The 22,071-nt window shown below is 51.7% G+C and carries 18 protein-coding genes; 5 read left to right on the forward strand and 13 right to left on the reverse strand.

Translation table 11 applies throughout. From position 1 onward, the window contains the following. Positions 1-10 precede the first annotated feature (10 nt). The 4 genes from coaE to FD30_RS02495 form a co-directional block, all read right to left on the reverse strand. The gene (gene coaE / locus FD30_RS02480; protein ID WP_056943756.1) at positions 11-631 is read right to left on the reverse strand and encodes a dephospho-CoA kinase; all 621 of its coding nucleotides are present in this window, start codon (positions 629-631) and stop codon (positions 11-13) included. Then, a complete protein-coding gene (gene mutM / locus FD30_RS02485; RefSeq protein WP_056943757.1) occupies positions 624-1,484 on the reverse strand; it encodes a bifunctional DNA-formamidopyrimidine glycosylase/DNA-(apurinic or apyrimidinic site) lyase in 861 nt (286 codons plus the stop codon). Before mutM ends, coaE begins: the two co-directional genes overlap by 8 nt. Before the next feature lie 50 nt (positions 1,485-1,534). After that, a complete protein-coding gene (polA, locus tag FD30_RS02490; protein ID WP_056943758.1) occupies positions 1,535-4,192 on the reverse strand; it encodes a DNA polymerase I in 2,658 nt (885 codons plus the stop codon). Positions 4,193-4,539: 347 nt separating this feature from the next. After that, the gene (locus FD30_RS02495; protein ID WP_056943759.1) at positions 4,540-5,244 is read right to left on the reverse strand and encodes a Bax inhibitor-1/YccA family protein; all 705 of its coding nucleotides are present in this window, start codon (positions 5,242-5,244) and stop codon (positions 4,540-4,542) included. A 364-nt stretch (positions 5,245-5,608) separates the two neighbouring features. Here FD30_RS02495 and FD30_RS02500 point away from each other — a divergent pair, with 364 nt between their 5' ends. Further along, the gene (locus tag FD30_RS02500; RefSeq protein WP_056943760.1) at positions 5,609-6,433 is read left to right on the forward strand and encodes a DUF2785 domain-containing protein; all 825 of its coding nucleotides are present in this window, start codon (positions 5,609-5,611) and stop codon (positions 6,431-6,433) included. Between the two features lie 50 nt (positions 6,434-6,483). Here FD30_RS02500 and murC read toward each other — a convergent pair whose 3' ends face one another. The 5 genes from murC to FD30_RS02525 all read right to left on the reverse strand — a co-directional run bounded on the left by murC (position 6,484) and on the right by FD30_RS02525 (position 14,044). After that, positions 6,484-7,815: a UDP-N-acetylmuramate--L-alanine ligase gene (murC, locus tag FD30_RS02505; protein WP_056943761.1), complete on the reverse strand. Its 1,332-nt coding sequence runs from the start codon at positions 7,813-7,815 to the stop codon at positions 6,484-6,486. A 140-nt stretch (positions 7,816-7,955) separates the two neighbouring features. Then, a complete protein-coding gene (locus tag FD30_RS02510) occupies positions 7,956-10,823 on the reverse strand; it encodes a DNA translocase FtsK (protein ID WP_056943762.1) in 2,868 nt (955 codons plus the stop codon). Positions 10,824-11,029: 206 nt separating this feature from the next. Then, the gene (gene ytpR, locus FD30_RS02515; protein ID WP_024746537.1) at positions 11,030-11,671 is read right to left on the reverse strand and encodes a YtpR family tRNA-binding protein; all 642 of its coding nucleotides are present in this window, start codon (positions 11,669-11,671) and stop codon (positions 11,030-11,032) included. A 22-nt stretch (positions 11,672-11,693) separates the two neighbouring features. Then, the gene (locus FD30_RS02520; protein ID WP_024746538.1) at positions 11,694-12,026 is read right to left on the reverse strand and encodes a thioredoxin family protein; all 333 of its coding nucleotides are present in this window, start codon (positions 12,024-12,026) and stop codon (positions 11,694-11,696) included. Between the two features lie 224 nt (positions 12,027-12,250). Continuing rightward, on the reverse strand, positions 12,251-14,044 hold the full coding sequence (locus FD30_RS02525) for a DUF5776 domain-containing protein (protein WP_056943763.1): 1,794 nt from the start codon (positions 14,042-14,044) through the stop codon (positions 12,251-12,253). A gap of 377 nt (positions 14,045-14,421) precedes the next feature. Between FD30_RS02525 and FD30_RS02530 the strand changes: the two genes are divergently transcribed. Next, a complete protein-coding gene (locus FD30_RS02530) occupies positions 14,422-14,748 on the forward strand; it encodes a PepSY domain-containing protein (protein ID WP_056943764.1) in 327 nt (108 codons plus the stop codon). Positions 14,749-14,923: 175 nt separating this feature from the next. Here FD30_RS02530 and FD30_RS02535 read toward each other — a convergent pair whose 3' ends face one another. Both FD30_RS02535 and pepV read right to left on the reverse strand, forming a co-directional pair. Then, complete coding sequence (locus tag FD30_RS02535) at positions 14,924-15,427, reverse strand: universal stress protein (protein ID WP_024746541.1); 504 nt, start codon at positions 15,425-15,427, stop codon at positions 14,924-14,926. A 39-nt stretch (positions 15,428-15,466) separates the two neighbouring features. Beyond that, complete coding sequence (gene pepV, locus FD30_RS02540) at positions 15,467-16,867, reverse strand: dipeptidase PepV (RefSeq protein ID WP_056943765.1); 1,401 nt, start codon at positions 16,865-16,867, stop codon at positions 15,467-15,469. Between the two features lie 142 nt (positions 16,868-17,009). On the opposite strand from pepV, the gene FD30_RS02545 reads away from it, so the two are divergent. Next, on the forward strand, positions 17,010-17,837 hold the full coding sequence (locus tag FD30_RS02545; protein WP_056943766.1) for an NAD(P)H-hydrate dehydratase: 828 nt from the start codon (positions 17,010-17,012) through the stop codon (positions 17,835-17,837). A gap of 64 nt (positions 17,838-17,901) precedes the next feature. On the opposite strand, the gene FD30_RS02550 is transcribed toward FD30_RS02545, so the two are convergent. Both FD30_RS02550 and FD30_RS02555 read right to left on the reverse strand, forming a co-directional pair. Then, the gene (locus FD30_RS02550) at positions 17,902-18,591 is read right to left on the reverse strand and encodes a pseudouridine synthase domain-containing protein (RefSeq protein WP_056943767.1); all 690 of its coding nucleotides are present in this window, start codon (positions 18,589-18,591) and stop codon (positions 17,902-17,904) included. Positions 18,592-18,604: 13 nt separating this feature from the next. Further along, positions 18,605-20,248 carry a putative polysaccharide biosynthesis protein gene (locus FD30_RS02555; RefSeq protein WP_056943768.1) on the reverse strand — a complete coding sequence of 548 codons (1,644 nt, stop codon included), beginning with the start codon at positions 20,246-20,248 and terminating at the stop codon, positions 18,605-18,607. Positions 20,249-20,489: 241 nt separating this feature from the next. On the opposite strand from FD30_RS02555, the gene FD30_RS02560 reads away from it, so the two are divergent. Together FD30_RS02560 and FD30_RS02565 are read left to right on the forward strand one after the other, a co-directional pair. Then, positions 20,490-20,813 (forward strand): hypothetical protein, encoded by a 324-nt coding sequence (locus FD30_RS02560; protein WP_024746546.1) that lies wholly within the window; start codon positions 20,490-20,492, stop codon positions 20,811-20,813. Between the two features lie 101 nt (positions 20,814-20,914). Continuing rightward, positions 20,915-21,679 carry a flavodoxin family protein gene (locus FD30_RS02565; protein WP_056943769.1) on the forward strand — a complete coding sequence of 255 codons (765 nt, stop codon included), beginning with the start codon at positions 20,915-20,917 and terminating at the stop codon, positions 21,677-21,679. Positions 21,680-22,071 lie beyond the last annotated feature (392 nt).

Genomic DNA, 22,071 nt, shown 5'->3' on the forward strand with positions numbered 1-22,071 from the left:
GTTGGTCACCTCATTTTACCTGATTCGTTTTTCCAAATTTATTCATGTCAAGCCATTTTACCACTTGTTGGCGTGTTTGGGTAATGTCCCCGTCGTTATCAATGACCACGTCCGCAGCCGCAATTTTTTGAGCCAAGGGCCACTGACGGTCGATTCTGGCTTGGGCATCCACTGCGGTATACCCGTTACGAGCCATGAGCCGTTGCTTCTGGTGCGTGGCACTGGTGGCCACCACCATCACATGATCGACCAGCTTTTGCAGATAGCCCACCTCAAACAGCGTAGGCGCGTCCACCATCACTACCGGCACTTTTCGCATGCGATAAGCCGCCAGTTGCCGGCGAATCTCATCCCGAATCAATGGGGTGGTAATGGCATTTAGCCGTTGTAACTGGGTCGGATCATGAAAGACCAATTGGCCCAGCTTGGCCCGGTTCAGTGTCCCATCGGCCTGCAAGTAATCGGGCCCAAACGCAACGCTGATTTGTTGCAATCCCGGGGTGCCCAGCGCAACGACTTGGCGGGCAATCGTATCCGCATCAATGACCGGAATCTCTGCCTGCTTTAACCATGTGCTCACCGTAGACTTCCCCGTTGCGATTCCACCCGTGAGTCCCCAGACCTCAGTCATCGGTCAAGACCCCCTGCGCATCGGGTGGCAACGGTTGACAATGGGGACAGAAATGGGTGCCCCGCTGAGCAACCTTGATCTTCACGATTTCGGTTCCGCACCGCTCACAGGGCTCACCCTCGTGGCCGTAGACGTGCAGGTCATTTTGAAAATGCCCCGCATCCCCAAAAGCCGTCGAGAACGAATGAACCGTGGTGCCGTGGCCCGCAATCGCCTTTTGAATCTCGTCAATGATTGCTTGCCGTAACGTCACCAGCTGATCCTTGGTCAACGTGTCCACTGGCGTCAGCGGGTTGATCTTTGACAACCACAGGACTTCGTCGGCATAGATGTTCCCCAACCCAGCGATTCGGGATTGATCCAGTAAGAAAGGCTTGATAATCTTATGCGACTTTCCAAAAATTCGCTGCATATAATCCAGCGTCAGGGTCGCTTCAGTCGGTTCAGGTCCCATCTTCCCCAATGACGGTAAGGCTTCCGCTTCGGTCCCCGTCGGAACCAACCGCATCCGGCCAAACTTCCGGGTATCCGTGTAACGGAGTTCGCGGTCATCGGTCAGGTGAAAGATCACGTGTGTGTGCTTCGTGACCGGACTGCCTTCGGGCTGAACGTCATACTTTCCTTCCATCCGCAGATGGGACACCATCGTTAGCTGACCGCTGAACCGGAAGAGTAAATACTTTCCCCGGCGATCAATCTTTTCAATTTTGCGACCAATCAATTCAGCCGTAAACACTTCAGCATCCGGCGTCACCATTTTAGGATAAAAGACCTCTACGTGGTCGATCGTGGCGCCCCCCACTAACTGGGTCAGGCCCCGCCGAACCGTTTCAACTTCTGGTAATTCTGGCATCTTATCGCCCTTTCTCTGACTAGCTTAACCACTTCTTACCCGTTATCCGGTTACTTCAAATCATACCAGGTCGGTCCCGCATGACTTTCGACCTTCAACGGAATCTCCAGCTTCACCGCCGAATCCATGATCTTCGGCACTAACTTAGCCAGCGTTGGGATCTCTTCAGCCGGCGCCTCAAAGATCAACTCATCGTGAACCTGCAACAACATCGTAGCTTGCATCCCCTGCAAGGCTTCCTCCATGTGAATCATCGCAATCTTAATGATATCGGCCGCACTACCTTGAATAGGCGTATTCATCGCCGTCCGTTCCGCAAAGGAGCGTTGGTTAAAGTTCCGCGAGTTAATATCCGGAAGATAACGCCGCCGGTGGGCAATCGTCTCGACGTAGCCCTGATCATGGGCGACCTGTACCATGTGCTCGGTGTAGGCTTTAACGCCTGGGTACTCTTCGAAGTAGGTCTCGATAAATTGCTTAGCCTGCTTCCGGGAGATTCCAATGTTTTGGGACAGACCGAAGTCACTGATGCCGTAGACGATTCCAAAGTTGACCGCCTTGGCTTGACGCCGAATATTCGGCGTCACTTCTTGGTCCGACCCCAGCTTAAAGATTCGCCGGGCCGTGGCCGCGTGAATATCTTCACCTTCCCGGAACGCTTCTTGCATGTTCGCATCGTGACTCATATGGGCCAAGACCCGCAGTTCAATCTGTGAATAGTCCGAAGAGAAGATCTGCCAACCCGGATGCCGCGGAACAAAGGCCTTCCGAATCGCTTTCCCCTCTTCCGTCCGCACAGGGATGTTTTGCAAGTTCGGGTCGACCGAAGAAAGTCGTCCCGTCTGCGTTAACGTCTGCAAGTACCGCGTGTGAACCTTGTGGTCAGCGGGATTGATCACTTTTAGGAGTCCCTCGACATAGGTCGATTGAATCTTCGCAATCTTCCGATACTTCAGAATGTTCTCAGCGATAGGCGCGTCCACGGCCAGTTTTTCTAGGACGCCTACCGCCGTCGAATACCCGGTCTTGGTCTTCTTCAACACGGGCAGGTGCATCTTTTCGAACAGGATGTGACCCAGTTGCTTAGGCGAACCAATGTTAAACTCTTCGCCCGCTTCTTGGTAAATCGTTTGCTCGATCTCGGCTAGCTGTTCGCTAAACTTACTGCCCATTGCCCGTAACTCGTCGGCATCGACCGTGATACCTTCGATTTCCATCCGCGCTAAGACGAAGGCCATGGGACGTTCGATCTGACGATACAGTTCTGCCTGGTCATTTTCTTCTAGGTCTTTAAACAAGGTCTGTTTCAACCGGGCAATCGCTTGTGCCTTCCGGGCTAAATGTTTGAAGAACACCGTATCATCCGTCGGAATGGCCCGCTTAGCTCCCCGACCGTACACGTCTTCATCCGTCTCCACCTGGTCATACCCGTGTTCTGCGGCAACCCGTCCCAAGTCATTGCTATTGTCGTAGGTGTTCAGCAGGTACGAGCAGAGTAATAGGTCACCATCCACACCGGCCAACGTGATGCCCAGCCGGTTCAACCCGACATAGGTCCGTTTGGCATCAAAGACCTGTTTGGCAACCTGCGCATTCTCCAACAGCTGCTTAAGGGGCGCCATCTGTAACAACGAAACGTCTCGGCTGACCCACCAGTGGTCATCGTGACCGATGACAAAGCCCGCAAACTTGGCCAGATGATAATTGTCCCCATCCATTTCTAGGTAGAAGGCACACTCATCCGTCACCTGGACATCCGCCAAGTTAGCGGCTGTCAAGACCGTATACGCAATAGCTTTCAAGCCGGGGGTCGCAGAAGGCGTCACGCCATCCACCGACATCCCCTGTAAGAACTTACGAAAGCCCATCCGTTGGTAAAACGCGACCAAGGCATCCCGCTCAGGCCCCGCATAGGTTAGGTCCTCTAAGGTCAGGTCGACCGGTGCATCTCGATTAATCGTGGCCAGTTTTTTCGACAAGAAGGCTTGGTCCTTATCGGCCACCAGATGCTCCTTGAGTTTTTTCGCCGTAATCTCATCAATGTGGTCGTAGACGCCCTCAACGCTACCGTACTGATCGATAAGATCAACCGCGCGCTTAGGACCGACCCCCGTAACTCCCGGGTAGTTATCCGAATTATCGCCCTGAAGGCCTTTGATATCAATAATCTGTTCCGGCGTCACGCCCATCTTTTCTTTTACGTAAGCGGGCGTGTACCGTTCTATTTCACTGACCCCTTTTTTAGAAATGGCCACGGTGGTATGATCGTTGGCCAACTGGGTCAGATCCCGATCTCCCGTCACGATGGTGGTCGTGAACCCAGCCGCCTCCGCACGCTTAGCCGTCGTCCCAATAATGTCGTCCGCTTCATAGTTCGGCAGTTCGTAGGTCTTGATTCCCCGAGCCTTTAGCAGTTCCTTTAAGTACGGGAACTGTTCGGACAGCTCTGGTGCGGTCTTCGCACGGCCCCCCTTATAGTCGTCATACATCTTGGTCCGAAACGTGACCTTACCGGCATCAAAGGCCACTAACGCATGCGTTGGTTGAACCTTATCCAGCATGGTCTCTAACATCGTGTTGAAGCCATAAATGGCGTTCGTGTGTAACCCATCCCCATTGGTAAACCGGCCTAATGAGGTATACAGGGCAAAAAAGGCTTTAAACGCAACACTGTTGCCATCGATCAATAACAATCGTTTCTCCGCCATAGTGGACTCCTTCCACGCGACAGCTCTTCTGTCGCATTCGTCTATTCTGGGTCTATTTTACCAAAAAACGCGTCAAATCCGAAACAAAACCTAGGGAAAGGCCTAGTGAATAGGGCAAAAATCAGTAAGCTGGGAGAAAATAGCGCAGGTTCAAACCGTTTGCTTGCTTTTTGAGTCATTGCACCAAGTCGGTTCTCGGCTCCCCAAGTGCTAATGCCACCCAAATCCATCCTGACTGCCGTTGACCGCTTATCTCTAGGTAAGCACCAGCCACTGGGAAATCAGTTTTTGCCATCGCAAAAAAAGTCCCGGCCTCAGCCGGGACTTCCCTAAGTCATTTTTCAAGATTAATCGCGACTGCCGCCACCAAAAATCCCGATAATTTGTAAGAGTTGTAAGAACAAGTTCACGAAGTCTAAGTACAGTTGTAATGCCCCCGTAACGGCCAAACCAGTTACGGAAACTTGATCCCCATACTGCAAGTACAACTTCTGCATCTTTTGCGTGTCCCAAGCCGTCAAAGCGGAGAAGATAATCACCGCAATGAACGAGAAGATCAACGAAATCATTGGGCTCCGCAAGAAGAGGTTGATCACCATGGCGACAATCAATCCGATCAACGCCGCAGTGGCCTGAGTCCCGATCCGTGACAGATCTCGCTTAGTGGTTAAGCCAATCACGGACATGGTCAAGAAGACAGCCGCACTTGAGACAAAGGCTTGTGCCATCGCGGCTCCCGTGTAGACAAAGGCATAACTGGAAATAACGGCTCCAGTAATAACGGCGTACACCATCAGGCCTCCGAAAGCGACCGTTGGCCGTTTCATCGATTGGGCACTAATCACGAATGGTAAGATGAACCAGACGATCAGACCGACCAACATCCCACCACCACGCATCATACTTGCTGAACCATTGGTAACCATCAGATAAGCGGTCAACGCAGAGACTAATACCGCTAACCCCATCCAACCAAACATCTTGGTCAGAAAACGATTCAGGCCAACTTGGGTATTAATCGTCTCGCGGGGCTGTTGTTCATAATTGTTCATTTAAACGCTCCTTTTTCAAATCAATTCCCGACTTAGCTATCACAACAAGGTGTAGCTACTTTTTTGGTTTCTGGAATCTAGTTTAGCAAATTCGTCGCTAAAGGGCCAATAATCTGTCTAACAATTCCCCAATATCCACCGTTAAATCACGATTTCCCCTTATTACGACACTTTTTAGTCACGCCCAGCAAGTCATATGCTAAGATTGGGGCAACGTTGGTGGCCGCCTCCACCTAGCAACCAAACCGCGTTCCAAAATTCACAGGTTTACTGGAACTTAAACACGGGCTTACGCATTTAGCGACTACCAAAATTAACGCCATCTACAAGTCGACTTTAAGATGAATTCTAAGGAGATGTTCCCATGGCACCCCAGTTTTTGACACTACAACAGGCCTTGGCTCACCCCGACCAAGCCCTCACGCCGACTCAATTAACCCTCATGTTGGCCAACATTGGTGCCCTTGATCCGACAGTCCGTGACCAAACGATTTACAGTCTCTTTGCCCAGCAATTCGAACAGCAGACGCTTTCACTTGATCAGAAGAATCGGATTGCCCGGCACTTGACGCAAAATCATGATCTCTTTGCATCAATTGACGGCCCCCAAAGCCCCCTGGTCTTTCTACGAAGCTTCACCGCACTATTAACCGCGTTGGTCCTAAGCGATGACGCCCAGACCCATTGGTTGACTCCCGAATTACGCGACCATTTTTTCAACGATGCGTTGACCTATTTACCCCGTGAAACTGACCAACGTGGCTGGACAGTAAACGGTTGGGCTGATGGTGTCTCCCATGGCGCCGACCTATTGGGGGCTGCCTGGGCTCATCCGGCGTTCTCCATCGATGCCGTTAAGGCCGCTCTACACGCCTTGACGACGGTCCTGTTGCGCCAAACTCAGGTCTTTCAATTCGACGAGGAACCCCGCTTGGCCATGACCCTTGTGATGGCGTTTCAGGCTCACCATTTAACGACCGACCAGTTAAAGAATTGGTTAGCCATGACTGACCAGCAACTCTGGCACGGCTTTGATTTTGATGACTTAAGCAGGGTCGCCCGCCTACATAACTGGTTAAGCGTGCTCCACCATCTTATGTTTCTGATTCCCGCCAATGCGGCCATTCAAGCTCAAATTACGACACTCAGTCAGCACTATTACCAGGTTAATGGTTACTTGCCTCGCTAAAAAATGGCTGTCATTCCCTAATCGGAGTGACAGCCATTTTAATTCATGCTTTAGTTATTCTTTAAGGACAAGTGACTCAGTAAATCTTCGTAGGCCCGTTCGTACTTCTGAACGTCACCGGCACCCATGAAGACCACAACGGCATCGTGGTAGTCCAGTAACGGTGACATGTTGTCGACCGTCAAGATTTCGCCACCCTTACTGATCTTCGCAGCTAAGTCCTTACTGGAGACCGCACCTTGCGTCTCCCGGGCAGAACTGAAGATGTTGGTCAGATAGACTTTATCCGCCAAGTTGAGACTCTTGGCAAAGTCGTCCATCAGCGCAATCGTCCGGCTAAAGGTGTGGGGCTGGAAGACCGCAATAATCTCCTTATCTGGGTACTTTTGCCGTGCGGCGTCCAACGTCGCCTTGATTTCAGATGGATGGTGCGCATAGTCGTCAATGATCGTCATATCGGCAACTTTACGCTCCGTAAACCGGCGCTTGACCCCTTTGAAGTCAGCCAATTCACGCTTGATCTCGTCCATGTTGACCTTTTCAAAGTAAGCCACCGCAATGACGGCCAGACTGTTCAGAACGTTGTGTTCCCCAAACAGGTGAATCTCAAAGTTGCCTAGGCACTTGCCGTCATGGTAAACGTCAAAGTTCGAGCCCGTAGTTGACCGCTTGATATTCTTGGCTTGGAAGTCATCCCGGTCACTGGTCCCGTAGTAGTAGACGGGCACATCCGTCTTCAGCTTCCGCAGCTCAGGGTCGTCCCCCCAAGCAAAGATGCCCTTCTTAACCTGGTTAGCCCAAGTCTCAAAGGCGCTGTACACATCATCAATTCCCGTGTAGTAATCTGGGTGATCAAAATCAATGTTAGTCATGATGGCATAATCGGGGCTGGTCGCCAGGAAGTGCCGCCGGTATTCATCCGCTTCGTACACGAAGAACCGGGCATTAGGCGTCCCTTTGCCAGTGCCATCGCCGATTAAGTAAGAGGTTGGCGCCACGCCACTTAAGACGTGCGATAACAGCCCCGTCGTACTGGTTTTTCCGTGAGCACCGGCGACCCCAATGCTGGTATAACCTTCAATCAGGTGGCCTAAGAATTCATGGTAACGGTAAACGGGCAGTCCCATCTCCCGCGCCTTTTTGATTTCAGGATGGTCATCGGTAAACGAATTCCCCGCAATCACCGTTAACCCCTGGTGAATGTTGGCTTCATCAAAAGGCATGACCTTGATATCGGCCTTTTCCAATCCCCGTTGGGTAAACGTATACTGCGTGATATCTGAGCCCTGAACTTGAAAACCCTTATCATGTAAAATCAAGGCGAGGGCACTCATCCCTGATCCTTTAATTCCGACAAAATGGTACACCGTTGCGTTATCCATTAAATGATCCTCTTTTCTACTCAACTCAGTCCGATTTTAGTAATTCCCAAGACCCGTTTGAGCTGCTCTATTACCAGTTTAGCATATCCCCCACCCCCATAAAAGAACCGGGGGCTTAATCCAAGTGAGACCTATTCATTTTATGATGAAAAGGGTGCATCCTGGTCATGGGGTTCCGGTAGATCCTTGCCCAAGTCATCAGGCGTTAGGTAGACCTCCCGGGGTTTGGACCCGTGCTGTGGGGAGACATAGTTGTGCTGTTCCAGGTCGTCAATCAGATTGGCAGCCCGGTTGTACCCAATGGAGAAGACTCGTTGCAGTTTCGAGGTCGAAACCGTTTTCTCCTGTGCAATGTATTCTAACACTTTCGGCAGGAGTTCGTCCTGGTTCTCCGCATCGGTTTCTTGCTTCAACAAACCATTTGGTTCAAACGCATACTGGGGCTTTCCTTGCGTCCGCACGAAGTCCGTGACCCGATCCACTTCGGCTTCCACAAAGGCACCTTGTAACCGCATCGGCTGACTCGCGCCGTTCCCCAAGTAAAGCATATCGCCACGTCCCAGCAGGCTTTCGGCACCCGTGGTATCCAGAATCGTTCGTGAATCGATCTGACTCGAAACCATAAATGCGATTCGGGTCGGAATGTTGTTCTTAATGGTCCCGGTCACGATATCCACACTTGGCCGTTGGGTTGCGACCAACAGGTGAATACCGGCTGCTCGGGCCTTCTGCGTGATGCGGACAATGTAATCTTGGACTTCGCTCGCCGCCATCATCATCAGGTCAGCTAATTCGTCGATAATGATCACGATGTACGGCATCTTCAGACCCGGTTCATCGTTGGCATCCGCGCGATCGTTAAACTGCTCGATGTTCCGCACACCGGCCGCAGCCAGCTTTTCGTACCGTTGATCCATCTCCGTGACGACCCACTTCAACGCTGCCGCGGCGGCCTTAGGGTCGGAAATGACTGGGGCCAACAAGTGAGGCAACCCATCGTATGGCGCCATTTCAACGGCCTTAGGATCAATCAGCAGTAGCTTGACCTGTTGCGGGTTGGCCTTATACAGAATCGACAGCAGCAGAGAATTGATGAAGACACTCTTCCCGGATCCCGTTGCACCGGCAATCAACCCGTGGGGCATCTTCCGTAAGTCAGTGACTTGCGGTTGACCAAAGAGGTCGACCCCTAAAGCAACCGTCAGAGGAGACTCATTATGCTGGAACGCTGGTGAATTCAAGATTTCTGATAACATGACCGGCCGCGACTTCTTGTTCGGGATTTCAATCCCCACCGTGGTCTTCCCCGGAATCGGCGCTTCAATTCGGATATCCTTAGCGGCCAACGCCAGCTTCAAATCATCGTTTAAGTTGGTAATCTTGCTGACTTTGACGCCTAAGGCTAACTTGACTTGGAACTGCGTGACGGTCGGGCCAATGGTCCAGTCCGTGACGTGCGCGTCCACGTGAAAGGCACTCAAGGTGGCGTCTAAGACCGTCGCTTGGTGTTCGATCCATTCATCCATGGCTTGCTCATCCGGAACCACTGGTTTAGGTAACAGCCCAATATCCGGGAAGTGATAGCCCCGCGCCGTCAAGTCAGCTGGCGTCGGCGCTGGTGTTGCCGCAGAATGAGGACCGCCAGCAAATAAGGCCAAGTCGCGTTGGTCGTTCCCCTCTTCTTGCATAATATCTCCCAAGGAGTGGCCCAACCCCCGAGTTGGTTTTGCTTTAGGTTTAGTGGCAACAGGCGTCTGGCGGGTCTGATGAGTCTCATTCGATGTCGTGGCTGGTTCAGTCGGTGTCGCTTGATCATCGGTATCGGCAGTCTCAGCCGGTTGCTGGTCTGTGGCCGCTGGCGTTTCAGCCTGCACATCAGTCGATTGCGTATCCGCTTGGGCAACGGCCTTCGCCGGCGTGACCGACTCTGTAGAATGTTCAGGTTTCTCGGTACGCGCTAACAACCGTTGAACATCGTGATCCGCTTGATTAGTCGATTCGTCATTCGGCGTAACGGGGTCCCCTCCCCTATCCTCTTGTGGTACCGTCCCAACCGGGAGGTAATCCATCGTTGACGGTGTAACCGGCCGGGAAGTTAAGTCCGAATCCGGCGTCGAAGCCACTACTTCCGGTTCTGCTTCCGGTTCAGCCGTCGGTTCATCTACCGGTGTATCGGCTACCTTCTCAGACAACTGTTCCACCGGAACTTCCGGATAGAAAATCTCCGTAGGCTTGGGTTCGACTAACGTTGCCTGTGCTTCCGGGTCTTCCCCGGCCGGCTCGTGCGGTGTCTCAGTCGGCGTGGTGACCGTAGGCTCTAGAGATGTGGGTTCAGAATCAGTGGCCGCTGGCTCGGGATCAGCGGGTAAGGCCACCCCCGCAGGCGCTTCAGGATTCGTAGTGACTGATGAAACCGTCTCCTGTTCATCTACGACGGTCATCGGTGTCTCAGCATCATCTTGGGGATCTGAGCTGGCCCGATCCGCTGGTGTGGATGCTGTAACGGGCACCGGTTCATCGACTGCCGGCACCGGTGTGGGATCATCCGAGGCCGTGACCGACCCCTGATGAGTCGTTGCACTAGTCGGCGTCGACACTGCTTGTGTCGTGACGGTTTCGTCACTAGCCGTCTGGTCTTCATCCGACGTAACCACACTAGGTGTCACTAGCCGCAAGAAGCTATCATCCGTTTTTTTTAATTGTGCGATTAAGCGTTGATAATGCTGTTGTTGACTGTTACTCTCCCGGTGAGTCCAGTGGAGCTGCTTGGGCACCTCTGTCACCTGAAAAGGTCGGTAATTAGGTTTTTCTGCCGCCGACGTCACCTCGGCAGTGTCGGGATGCGGCGTCGTGACTGGCTTTTGTGTCGTCCGTTCTCCACGGGTATTGCGCCGCTGGCGTTCTTTAACTTGTGATTCAGCCCGCTCAGTAATCGGGGCTTCTCGTTTAACTGGTGTCGGTTTTACCGGAAATTTACGGTAAAACGCAGGCCCATCATAGTGCTCCATGTTGCTTCCTCCTTGACGGAAAATCTTCCATCGTTTTTTGATTTAAAAGAGGAGCAGTCGTGATCGTCAACGACGATGTGACGCATTCCCTGGTTTTATCGGCAAACAAAGTTGCTAATCCTACTTATTGTACACAAAAAAGCGGGTCGCCGACAAGGGCTGACCCGCTTTCCTACCTAATTCTTAGACTGTTTTTTAAGTTCGCGTTATTCGGCCGCAAAAATCGTTTGTCCCCGGTCAAAATCAAAGGCATCACCGACTTGATAATCATCAGGCAGAATCAGTGCCCCAGGCCGCTGCGGTGCATTGGCCAGTCCGAGTTCGCGACCAGAACAGATCATCCCATTGCTAGGGACGCCCCGTAACTCGCCCGGCCAGATGATGACACCGTTGGGCATCATTGCCCCGACTTCCGCCACCACGACCTTAATGTCCGCTTGCATGTTAGGCGAACCACTCACGATTTGCAACGTGTGCCCGTCTTCCACTTCGGTTTCAGTAACCAATAAGTGGTCTGAATCCGGATGAGGCGTCGCCGTCTTGACATACCCGACGACGAACCGAGAAGCCTTTTCAGCCTCCAATTCGCCAGCAAACCCCGCGTCCTCTAACTTTTGGTTCAATGCCGCAACATCTTCAGCGGACAAGAAGACTTGCCCTTGTCCCGTTAAATTCGGCAAAATCTGAGAAACGTCGAAGAAATTGTACCCGAGACTCTTTTCGGTCTCTGGGTCGTAAATCCGGGCAACACCCTCACGAACCGTGTGGGCCTGTTGTGGCGTGTCTTGCGCAATGACAACAATCAATGTATCCCCTAACTCCTGGGGATTATAACTAGCAATTAACATGTCGGAATCCTTTCAAACTGTTTTAGTCGGCAGGTGTTGATAACGAATTGATAAAGGTCTCAACTTCTGCCTTGGTCTTGCGATCCTTGTTCACTAAGCGGCCGATTTCTTGACCATCAGCGTAGGCGATGAAGCTAGGAATCCCAAAGACGTTGAGATCTGCGGCCAAGTCGATATTCTCGTCCCGGTCAACCGCAATAAACTTAAAGTCGGGGTATTCCGCTTCAATGGCAGGCATCGCAGGCTTGATGAATGCGCAATCTGGGCACCAGGTCGCCGAGAAGAACAGCATGGTTTTGCCACTCTTCACCACGTCTTTTAAGTCAGCGGATGACATCTTAGGTAATTGTTCCATTAGTAAACGCTCCTTTATTTAAGTCTAAATTTACAACACCGCATAATTATAGCATTTTTAGGCTGGTTGTCGAACTTTAAGCTCTTACTTTTTCAAAGTAAAATCCGCTTTACGGGACTTTCTGGATTCAACCAACGCCACTTCCCCGTCCGAATGGCCCTCTCGTCACCAAAAAGAAAACACCGATCAAGCTGCCTAGCGCAACTTTTATCGGTGTCAATTCCTTATTTGATGACCTTAACCTGAGCTTGGTTAGCGGTGATGTACCCGCCACTCACCTGATAGCGTAAGACGTCTTTGTGACTAAAGTCACGACTGGCCGCGTAATCCCATCCGCGAACGGCTATTTTCTGGCCTTTCCGGTAGTGATGGTTGATTTGTTTAAGATTGACCGTTGTGTAACGGTTTATGGCTTTCTTGGTCTGTACGCGTTTGACCATCGCTTGTTGTCCACTGATCACTAACTTCTTGTTCGCCGTGACGTACTGGCCATTCGTCAGTTGCATCCGCGTCGTCAAATGATGCCGTACAATCTTCTTGACCTTCAGAACTTGGCCTTGACGGTAATGCTTAGTCCGCTTGGTCAGGTCCTTGTTTTGGTAGGCGTTGACCCCTGCTGGATTAATCACCGTCAAAGTCTTTTGTTTGGTTTGGTAATAAACGGGCGCGGTATAGGTCGCGTTAGCGGTGATATACCCCTTCTTCCCGTACGTCGTGCTTTGATGGTTCACATCTTTGACGCGGTAACGCAGCGCCCCCGTCTTAGAAGTGGCGTAATCCGTGACCACGAACATTGGCCGGTTGATTCGCGACTGCTTAGCGTACCATTGCCGCCGCGTCTTCGTAGAGAAGTTGCGACTACTGTACAGCCCAATCTTCTTTGTCGCGTACACAGCCGTCCCCTTCTTAGCCGGCGTTACCGCCGCCCCAGCTTCCCCAGCTGTGACCTCATCATCTTGATTGGGCGTGGTAACCTCTGGTTGTTCGGGAAGAATTGGCGTTACCGGTGTGGTTGGGAGCGTAGGCTTCTCCGGTGTCACCGGTTTATCCGGATCAGGATCCGGCGTTGGTTCTGGATCTGGTGTCACTGGTTTAGCCGGTTCGATGGGATTAGTCGGCGTGGTCGCCGTTTCCCCATCATCAAAAGCGAAGGCAACTGGCATCATGATCACCAGATTCAACGTCTTCAGTCCCGTCTTCGGATCCGTCGAAACCAACCAATCCGCTGGCGATTCTAACAGGTCTCGCGTGCTCTGCTCGCTTCCTTGCGCGTCCACTTTCGTCAGGTCCAAGTCCCGGTTGGTCAGGCCATACTGCGTCGCTACTTGGTTAGTCCCGTCTTGCGACGTCGAGTACATCAGCGTGTTAAAGGTCTTGTCATCAGTCAAGGCCGTTTCATAAGCCTTAGGCATCCACTCGCCACCTTCACGCTCTCCAGCCGCATCAATGTAAGCCTTGATTTGCGGGTAATCGGCCACATAGTCCGCTCGGGTATAACGACCCTCGAGGTATAACTGCGTGCTTTTAATGGTCCAAGCGACAAACCCTGCCGCTTGTGCCATTTGGTCGACCGTTGTCGCGATATCCATATCGTTTTCGCCATTAATAGCTGCCGTAAATTCAGCAACCGTTTCTCCCTTTTTCAGCGTCAAATCCCCCATTAACGGGTTAAACGCATTACGAATAACCTCTTTGGACATGCCGCTAGGGTACGTAAGACCGTCCATGTACGCATCGTCTGCTAATTGCTCTTTGGTCAGTGTTTCAGGTAAGCCCGCCACCATGGGGTTCAGTGCCGTTCGCCACTGTCCCTTAGACCAAGCGTAACTTAAAGGCAGCGTAACCTCACCAATATCGTAAGTTGTGGTATCTTCTGCCGTCGTCTTTTGATCTTTAGTTACCGTTGTGGGTGTCGTTTCTGCTTGCGCAATTACTGGGGATAGAGCTCCCGAAGACCCGACTGCCATGGTTAAGACTGCCGTTGTAATTAGTAATTTTTTAAGTTGTTTGGTTGCCATTTTATGAGTCACCACCGTATTTAATGTTAGCGCTTTATCATCCGATAAAAGAAGTATATCATGAACTTTATCCATTTCATAGTTTTAATTTAAACATCATTAAACATTCACTATCTTTGTTGATTATCCCATCATTCAAAACCTTTAGTCTTGGCGACTTTCAACGTTTTTGAGGATAAATAAGTTCCAAAACAAACTAACTTTTTCAGAACAGATCGCGCTTAAGTCGATTCGGTCTGGCCCACGAAACCTCGTAGCTCAGAATTTTAAAGCAAATTCTGGCACATTACGGGCAGTTCTGCCCAAAAGTTGCTATACTTAAGGTGGATGTGGTGGTAACATTGCCCAATATAACAATTGTTTAAGGAGGCGGTCTGATGGCTGCTAGAAATGGACAACTCTATCAATTAAGTCTTACCGGTGTTCTCGGGGGGATTATGGGCATCTTCATCACCCAATTATTCAAGGGTGCGGCACATTTAGATCCCGATACGATTCTAGACCGGGTCAAGCGCCAGTTCCGCCAAGAGTCCCCCATTGAGGGGGCTTGGATCGAGCATCAAACGGTTCCTTACCAGAAGTTCGCGGTCAAGACCCGGGTCTACTACGGGGGGATTAACCGTTACGAAAACGATCAGTTGGTTCAATATCAGTTTATCGCCGATGCTAAGACGGGCAGTGTACTAGACATCCACCGTCTCTAATCATTTCGACACAAATAAGGCCCAGGGAGCGTAATCCCTGAGCCTTTTTCTAAGTCCAGGATAAAATTCCCGGACCTCTGACTAGACGATTCTAAAACGTGGGACCAAAGGCAGTTAAGCGAAGCTAGCTCCCTTTGGTCCCACTCTTCTAATCTTAGAATTTTTCTGTTTTCAGTTACTGGATAACGGATGACCGCAACTTCTTGGTGTGATTCTTCAAGTCCGTCCGTACCAGAAGCACATCACAGACTGCGTTGCTGATCACGTAACCCGCGGTAGAACCCAGTACCATTCGTTCAACCACGTTAGCTCCCGTTGCACCTAACATCACTAGGTCCGCTCCAAATTCTTGCGGTAGGGTCCTCGCCAGGTCCGTCTTCGCGTTACCATAATAAACCGATGTCACGACCTGTTCGACCCCAGCATCTTGGGCCTGTTGCCGGTAACGCTGAACCAAGTCCTCAAACCGTTGCCGCGATTCATCCATGATCTTTTGATCAACGTACCCAAACCCGACTTCATTACTTCCCAGTCCAACGTACTGTCCCCCGCGCAAGACCGTCACAATGATAAGTTCAGCCTGATTTCGCTGAGCCACCGCAATGGCCTTTTCAATCGCCCGCTTGGCTTGGCGCGAGCCGTCCACTCCGACTAAAATGTGTTGATATTGTTGGGTCATCGTCATCAATCTCTTTCCATTTAGATTTTGACTTATCGCCTACTTGGTCAGCTCGTAGATGGCTTGACCATAAATGGCCATCGCCTTCAGCAAGTCGGCTTCCGGTTGAAACTCGTCGGCCTGATGCATGGTATCTTGCGTACCGGGGAAGAGTGCCCCAAAGGCAACGCCCCGCTTCATCAGCCGACCGTAAGTCCCGCCACCAACGACTTCTGGTTGGGCCGTGGTATCGCCAGTCTGTTGCCGATAAACGTCCATTAATGTCGCCACGATTGGGTCACTCGGATCTACGTAATGTGGCACCATTTCTCGACCCTGTTCAACGGTCACGTCCATGGCTGCCGTGGCCTGCTTCAAGCCAGCCAGAATGGTCGCAGCCCCCGTGCCCGTGGGGTAACGGAAGTTCGTGTTGATAAGGCCTGCTTCACCCGCCTTAAACGTCATGATACCAACGTTCATGGTCAGGTCACCCATGACCTTATCCGTGTATGCTAACCCTAATTTATGTGCTCGAGAATCGTCATGCAATTGGTCCGCCAGCAGATTCAAGAAATGCTGTGCATCGCCACCGAACGCATAAGGTGCCAAGAACGTGGCCAGATAAGTCCCGGCATTGATACCGTTCTTCGGTTCCATCCCGTGAGCGGCCTTCCCAACCACGTGTAGGTGTAGGTGTTGGCCATCAACTGTCGCCTCACCTGTAACGGGAGCTTGCGCCAAAAAGGCATCGAAGTCCGCGGCTAACTTAGCGGCATCCGGAACCGTCACATCGGCTTCGGCATCGCGGGGAACCATGTTCATTCGTAACCCTGAATCAAATTCATCTAGCTTATAATCCCCGTCGTTACGTCCCTTAAAGTGCGTCTCGAACGTTACGTTGCCTTTTTCCCCGTTAATTAACGGAAATTCGGCATCCGGAGAGAAACCTAAAGTGGGCGCCGGTTCCAGATCCAAGTAATGGTTCATCCCCGTCCAGTCACTCTCTTCATCCGTTCCGATAATGAACCGCACCTTCATCTTGGGAACGATTCCTTGATCCTTTAACATCCGCAATCCGTAGTAGGCTGCTAAGGCGGGGCCTTTATCATCGGAAGTCCCCCGACCGTACAGGTTGCCATCCTTAGCCGTCAACGTGAATGGATCCGTCTGCCAGCCCTTGCCAGCCGGCATAACGTCCGCGTGCCCTAAAATGGCTAGGGTTTCATCGCCGGACCCGTATTCCACGTACCCCGCCAGATTATCCAGATTCTTAACGGTGAAACCATCGCGTTTGGCGATGGCCAAGAACGCCGCTAAGGCTTTAGCTGGTCCTGGTCCCAGTGGAAAGTCCGCCGTTGCCTGTGAATCATCCCGTGAGCTATCGATGCTCACCAGTGTTTTTAGATCCGCCACGTAGTCGTCGCGGTATTGTTGTGCCAGTTTTTGCCAATCAAGTACCATAATTGCCCCTCCTTGAATGTTGTGTGGTCCCATGATCACCACGTTTAACCCTAATTCTAGCATACCGGCCAACCGTTTTCATCTGCCAGCTCCGGGCATGCTATACTGGGGATACAGAGATCAATTTTAGGAGGGGTTCTTTATGGAAACACTCACAGCCGCCATCCTACCGCAAACGATTCGTCAACGGCCAGCTAACAGTCACAAAGGGACGTATGGTCGTGTGACCCTAGTCGGTGGTAACCGTAACTTTGGCGGAGCCATTCTGATGGCCAGCGCTGCGGCCGTTTATGCCGGAGCCGGGTTGGTCACCACCATCACCGATGCCAGTAACCAAAGCAGCCTGCACGCCCGACTTCCAGAAGCTATGTTCGCCGATATGCGTCAAACCACTCAGCTGACTGACCTGGTTGCCGGCGCCGACGTGGTGGTCATCGGTCCCGGCTTAGGCACCGATGACGCCGCGTTAGCTACGCTACAACAAGTCTTCCAGACAGTCACGGCGCAACAGACCTTGGTCGTCGACGGGTCCGCCATTACGTTGGTCGCCCAACATCACCTGACCCTACCAGCCGTTCCCCTGGTCTTGACACCTCACCAGATGGAATGGCAGCGTCTGAGCGGCATCGCCATTGCTGATCAGACCCCCGAACGTAATCGGGCCGCCGCCAATCAACTTAATGCGACCGTCGTGGTCAAGTCACACCGCACCCAAATTTATACGCCAACTGGTAGCTTTCAAAATCCTTTGGGCACTCCCGCCCAAGCGACCGGGGGAATGGGAGATACGCTAGCGGGCATGGTCGGTGGCTTCCTGGCCCAGTTTTCCGATCACCAAGACGCCGTTTTAGCGGCCGTCTACACCCATAGCGCCATCGCCGAAGCATTGGCCGCGAGCCAATATGTGGTGTTACCCCATCAAATTATTGACGCATTGCCCCAGTACATGCATGACCATCAAGCACACTAACTGAACAAAATCTTTTTACCGCAAAAGGGCCCGGAAGTGACTTCCGGGCCCTTTTGTCTAACTTTTAAAGTACTGTATCGCCTGTGGGAACCATGACGGCGTCAATCTCAGGTTCAAATAGCCCCCGATACGTGCCCGTAGACAGGTCCACTGGCAACTGCAAAGGACCGATGGCCGTCCGCGCTACGGCACCGCTCACGTTCGCCAAGCCCAACAATGCTGTCGTGGCGACCGCCACCTGGCGAGTTTGAACCGTGACGATCTGATAACGCTGTAAGTCATGCGTTACCAGCTGTGCTTGCTGACAGGCCGCCAGCGTCTTCAGATCCGCGTCTTGTAGCGCCGTCCCGTTAACCCGCACCTCTAACGTACTCGGCCAATGAGCAGCCTGAACGTCTGCCAAAAAGTGGGCATCGTCACTTAGGAGGACCAAACCGGCGACCTCCTTGGGCAGGTCCGCCAAGACCTGTAAGGACCGCTCCTGGTCTAACACGTTCAAGAGACTACCGACACTATGGGCTACCGTAGCCCGCAGGTCGTTGACGACCCCTACCGGTTTATTTAGCATCAAATATTGCGGCTGTCGCCCTGTGACGGCTAACCCGTCTACGGCGATCTCATCATCCGCCGTCACACTCTGGCGTCCGCTATCAGCGACCGTTTCGTTGACCGTCACTCGCCCCTGCCGCAATAACCGAAAAATCTGTCGGGGCGTTCCCTGATGGTGTGTTGTTAAATAGTGTTCCAAATTCACGCAAGTCCGCCTCCTAACGAATATGCAAACGTCGCCGTAAGCCGGCCATCCGTGGTCCCATGATGGTGTCGGCCAGCCGACTGTGCAACATGGTGTAGACGTAGAAACCGCCACCTAAGACCGCAGCTACAGCCGTAATCACGAAGCTGGTCATTCGGCCATCCCCTAACAGGGCTTCACCACCCCAGACCACTAATCGGGCAATCACGAAGGTCACAATCGCGGACAATAGGATGCCGTTACTCTGCTTAGCAATCGTGACGTAATAGATGCCGAATTGGACGTTGAGCGAATGAATAATCAGGTAACAGGTCACTAAGAACCCGACCCCCGTCGCCATGAGCGGTCCAAACGCGCCAAAGACATACACTAACGGCCACTGCACCACGAATTTGACGACCGTCCCAACTAAGAAGTACTTCACGGCCCGGCGGTTCTGCGAAATCCCCTGCATCAGCGCTGAGACGACCGTATAGAGCCCTAAGATAATCGACAGGTAGGATGAAAATGCCAGGATCGATGCGCCTAGTGCTTCTTGCGCGTGACCGTAGAAAACGATGTTCAGGGGCCGCGCTACGGCCGACATCCCCAACGCACTGGGAATCATCACAAATTCAAACATCAAAAAGGCATTGGTCAACTGACCGGATATTTCTCGCTTGTTGCCCCGGGTGTAGGCTTCCGACAACAGGGGCACCACCGTAATCGCCAGTGCTGAAGCCAACGAAATCGTAATCATAATAATCTTATTGGCGTTGACCCCGAATAACGCGAATAAATCGTTCAGGTACGTATCGGAGTAATTGCCCGCTAGATGCATGATTGGGGCAAAGGTGTATTGATCAATCAATTGGAAGATGGTAATGCCGGCCCCCAAAACAATAAAGGGAACGGCCTGTGCCACAATTTCTCGGTATAATTGGTTAGCCGGTACGACCAAGGCGTTATTGCTATGACGAACCAGCGCCTGAAAGTGGCCTCGGCGCCGCCAGTAGTAGACACCTAGGATCAAGAGCCCGCATAACGCACCGACCGCCGCTGCTAAGGTCGACTGGGCAACCGCCGTCACCCAGTCTCCTTTGAGGACCTTCATGATCAGAAACGCCGTGATCAACATGTACGCGACCCGAGCCAGCTGTTCCACAAATTGAGAAATTGCGGACGGCGCCATTTGCTGAAAGCCTTGGAAGTATCCCCGGGTGAGACTCATCGTGGGAATAATCAAAATGGCCCAGGCTAACGAATGCAGTACCGGAATCAGATTATCGTCTCCTCCGGTAAACAAACCAGCGCCAAAGTACATGAGCGCCGCAATGGCTACCCCGGTACCTACCGCAATTACCAGCCCGCGTTGATATAAACGCACACTAATGCCATATTCGTTCAAAGCATTATAATGGGCCACCTGCTTGGCAATCGCCGAAGGGACCCCCGCAATCGCCGCAATGAGAAAGAAGCTGTAGATGTTGTAGCCCTTTCCATACAGCGCATTCCCCTGTAAGAAGAAGGAACCGAACCAGATACTCCAGGGGATAATGTAGACGGCGCCTAAGATGCGTGAGAAGATGCTTCCCGCCGTCATCCAGGCTGACCCAGCTACCATTTGTTCCTGAGCGTTCACGGATTGGCTTTCCGTTTGATCAGATCTTGCCGACATTTGACACCCTACTTTCACTTGGTAAATTCAACGCGCTCAGGCACCCTTCTAAAAAGGATGCCAATCAAACCAATATTATACCATAGCCCTTTGTAGACAAGTGACTGGTTTCGGTTAAGATTTACTAATCCACCGTCAAAAGTCCGGCTTCAATGGCCTCCCACTTACCGAATTCGCTTAACAGTGGTATTCTAGAGGTAGTTTAAAGTAACTTGGTGACTGTATTAAGGAGGCAGACCAGATGGCACAAAGTGCAACTGGAACTACTGCTGCTCCGCAGATGCAAATGTCCCCGGAGCGTGCACACGAAGTAGTTCTTATGACGCAACAGATTCGCCGGAACTTCCCAGAGATTTCCGACGTGCCTGATGACCAGTTGTTGTATACAACATGGCGGAGTTTTAAGCGTATCGATCAGACAAGTGACAGCGATTATCACACCATGGCAAAAGTCTTTTTCCGGGAATTCGATCGGCACCTCTTGAACTATCAATTTTCTAAGGCGGGTGAAGAAGTTGCGGTGCGGCGCCGTTTCTTCGCCATCTTAACTGATCTATTCCAATAAAATGTCGTGAGTCCCATAACCCCCTATGGTTGTGGGACTTTCGTTTATCCTCAAAGTTGCGCTATACTAATGACGTGAATCAAGGAAATGGGGGTTAGTTAATGCGCTACTTAGCAATTTTAGGAAGTCACGAACGGGAAGGGATTACCGCCGGGTACCTAGCAGCCGTCCTCCAGGCATTGCCGGAAGACGCTACCGTGGAAACCGTGTTCTTACGCGACTATGACATCTATCCAGACACTAAGGAGCAGTCTTGTCCGGCATTGGATGAGCTGGAGGCCAAGATGGCGGCCAGTGATTTCTGGATTCTGTGTGCCCCGACCTACTGGGGCGGACTCTCCGGGGTGATGAAACAGTTCTTCGACTGCATGCGGTTCCGGTTAGTTCGGATGAATTCCGTGGGCGACACCCTACCCGGTAAATATCAGAACAAGCATTATCTCAGTATGACCACCTGCTTCATTAGTTCAACCGACAACTTCTTTACAGGAATCACGGATCAGACCTTTGTCACGTTCGACCGGGTCATGACCGGTGCCGGGTTGATTAAAGTCGGTGAGTTTGTCGGTACCGGGACCTGGGGCACTAAAGCCCCGCGGCCCGAAAAATTACGAGAATGCACCCGGTGGGGACATAAAATCGCCGACCGGCCACGAAAGGATGATAACACTTTGAAACGCTACATATTGCTCTTCATCATGATTGCGGCTATGGCGCTAGTAACCATGGGCCTTCAAGCTTGGTGGCTGGGTGTCTTTGCCCCTGGTAAGTTCTGGATCACCTACCTTAGTTTCGTTGTGATCTTCTACGTTCTGCTGGCAGCGCTCCTGCACTTCTTCACGTTCGTTCGGCACCGTCGCCGTTAACTACTTACCCTTTAATTGTAAAGAGTCCTAATGGTCAAGGTATCTGAACACGTCTGGCTGGGTCGGCAACTTTATCAACTCGTCTGGATGATTCCATTTAAAAAGGTTCTATGATATTTGGTGTTGATGGATGAAATCCATCAACACCATTTTTATGTACAACAAAAGGGCATACCGCCCTGTGCTACAATCAAGTCGACCAAAACCAATTGAAAGCGAGTGTTCGGTATGTCCCAAGACCAGTCTACTAGAGTTTTACTTCAAATAAAAGATGAAAACATTAAAAACTTAAGCACTAAAGTCTTATCAGATGGCGTTATGCGAGTACGGGGCGAATTGACTTATGACTCTATCCTTTGCCCACGTTGTGGCAAAGTTACGATGAACCATAA

The organism is Levilactobacillus namurensis DSM 19117 (genome assembly GCF_001434785.1).
Lineage (GTDB): Bacteria > Bacillota > Bacilli > Lactobacillales > Lactobacillaceae > Levilactobacillus > Levilactobacillus namurensis.

What these genes read in the sequence shown, in the direction of transcription:
- FD30_RS02530 (WP_056943764.1), top strand. Translation starts at nt 14,422, where the DNA reads ATGGCTGCTAGAAATGGACAACTCTATCAATTAAGTCTTACCGGTGTT.
- FD30_RS02535 (WP_024746541.1), bottom strand. Translation starts at nt 15,427, where the DNA reads ATGACCCAACAATATCAACACATTTTAGTCGGAGTGGACGGCTCGCGC.
- FD30_RS02545 (WP_056943766.1), top strand. Translation starts at nt 17,010, where the DNA reads ATGGAAACACTCACAGCCGCCATCCTACCGCAAACGATTCGTCAACGG.
- mutM (WP_056943757.1), bottom strand. Translation starts at nt 1,484, where the DNA reads ATGCCAGAATTACCAGAAGTTGAAACGGTTCGGCGGGGCCTGACCCAG.
- FD30_RS02560 (WP_024746546.1), top strand. Translation starts at nt 20,490, where the DNA reads ATGGCACAAAGTGCAACTGGAACTACTGCTGCTCCGCAGATGCAAATG.
- FD30_RS02495 (WP_056943759.1), bottom strand. Translation starts at nt 5,244, where the DNA reads ATGAACAATTATGAACAACAGCCCCGCGAGACGATTAATACCCAAGTT.
- FD30_RS02555 (WP_056943768.1), bottom strand. Translation starts at nt 20,248, where the DNA reads ATGTCGGCAAGATCTGATCAAACGGAAAGCCAATCCGTGAACGCTCAG.
- ytpR (WP_024746537.1), bottom strand. Translation starts at nt 11,671, where the DNA reads ATGTTAATTGCTAGTTATAATCCCCAGGAGTTAGGGGATACATTGATT.
- murC (WP_056943761.1), bottom strand. Translation starts at nt 7,815, where the DNA reads ATGGATAACGCAACGGTGTACCATTTTGTCGGAATTAAAGGATCAGGG.
- coaE (WP_056943756.1), bottom strand. Translation starts at nt 631, where the DNA reads ATGACTGAGGTCTGGGGACTCACGGGTGGAATCGCAACGGGGAAGTCT.
- FD30_RS02565 (WP_056943769.1), top strand. Translation starts at nt 20,915, where the DNA reads ATGCGCTACTTAGCAATTTTAGGAAGTCACGAACGGGAAGGGATTACC.
- FD30_RS02520 (WP_024746538.1), bottom strand. Translation starts at nt 12,026, where the DNA reads ATGGAACAATTACCTAAGATGTCATCCGCTGACTTAAAAGACGTGGTG.
- FD30_RS02510 (WP_056943762.1), bottom strand. Translation starts at nt 10,823, where the DNA reads ATGGAGCACTATGATGGGCCTGCGTTTTACCGTAAATTTCCGGTAAAA.
- polA (WP_056943758.1), bottom strand. Translation starts at nt 4,192, where the DNA reads ATGGCGGAGAAACGATTGTTATTGATCGATGGCAACAGTGTTGCGTTT.
- FD30_RS02500 (WP_056943760.1), top strand. Translation starts at nt 5,609, where the DNA reads ATGGCACCCCAGTTTTTGACACTACAACAGGCCTTGGCTCACCCCGAC.
- pepV (WP_056943765.1), bottom strand. Translation starts at nt 16,867, where the DNA reads ATGGTACTTGATTGGCAAAAACTGGCACAACAATACCGCGACGACTAC.
- FD30_RS02525 (WP_056943763.1), bottom strand. Translation starts at nt 14,044, where the DNA reads ATGGCAACCAAACAACTTAAAAAATTACTAATTACAACGGCAGTCTTA.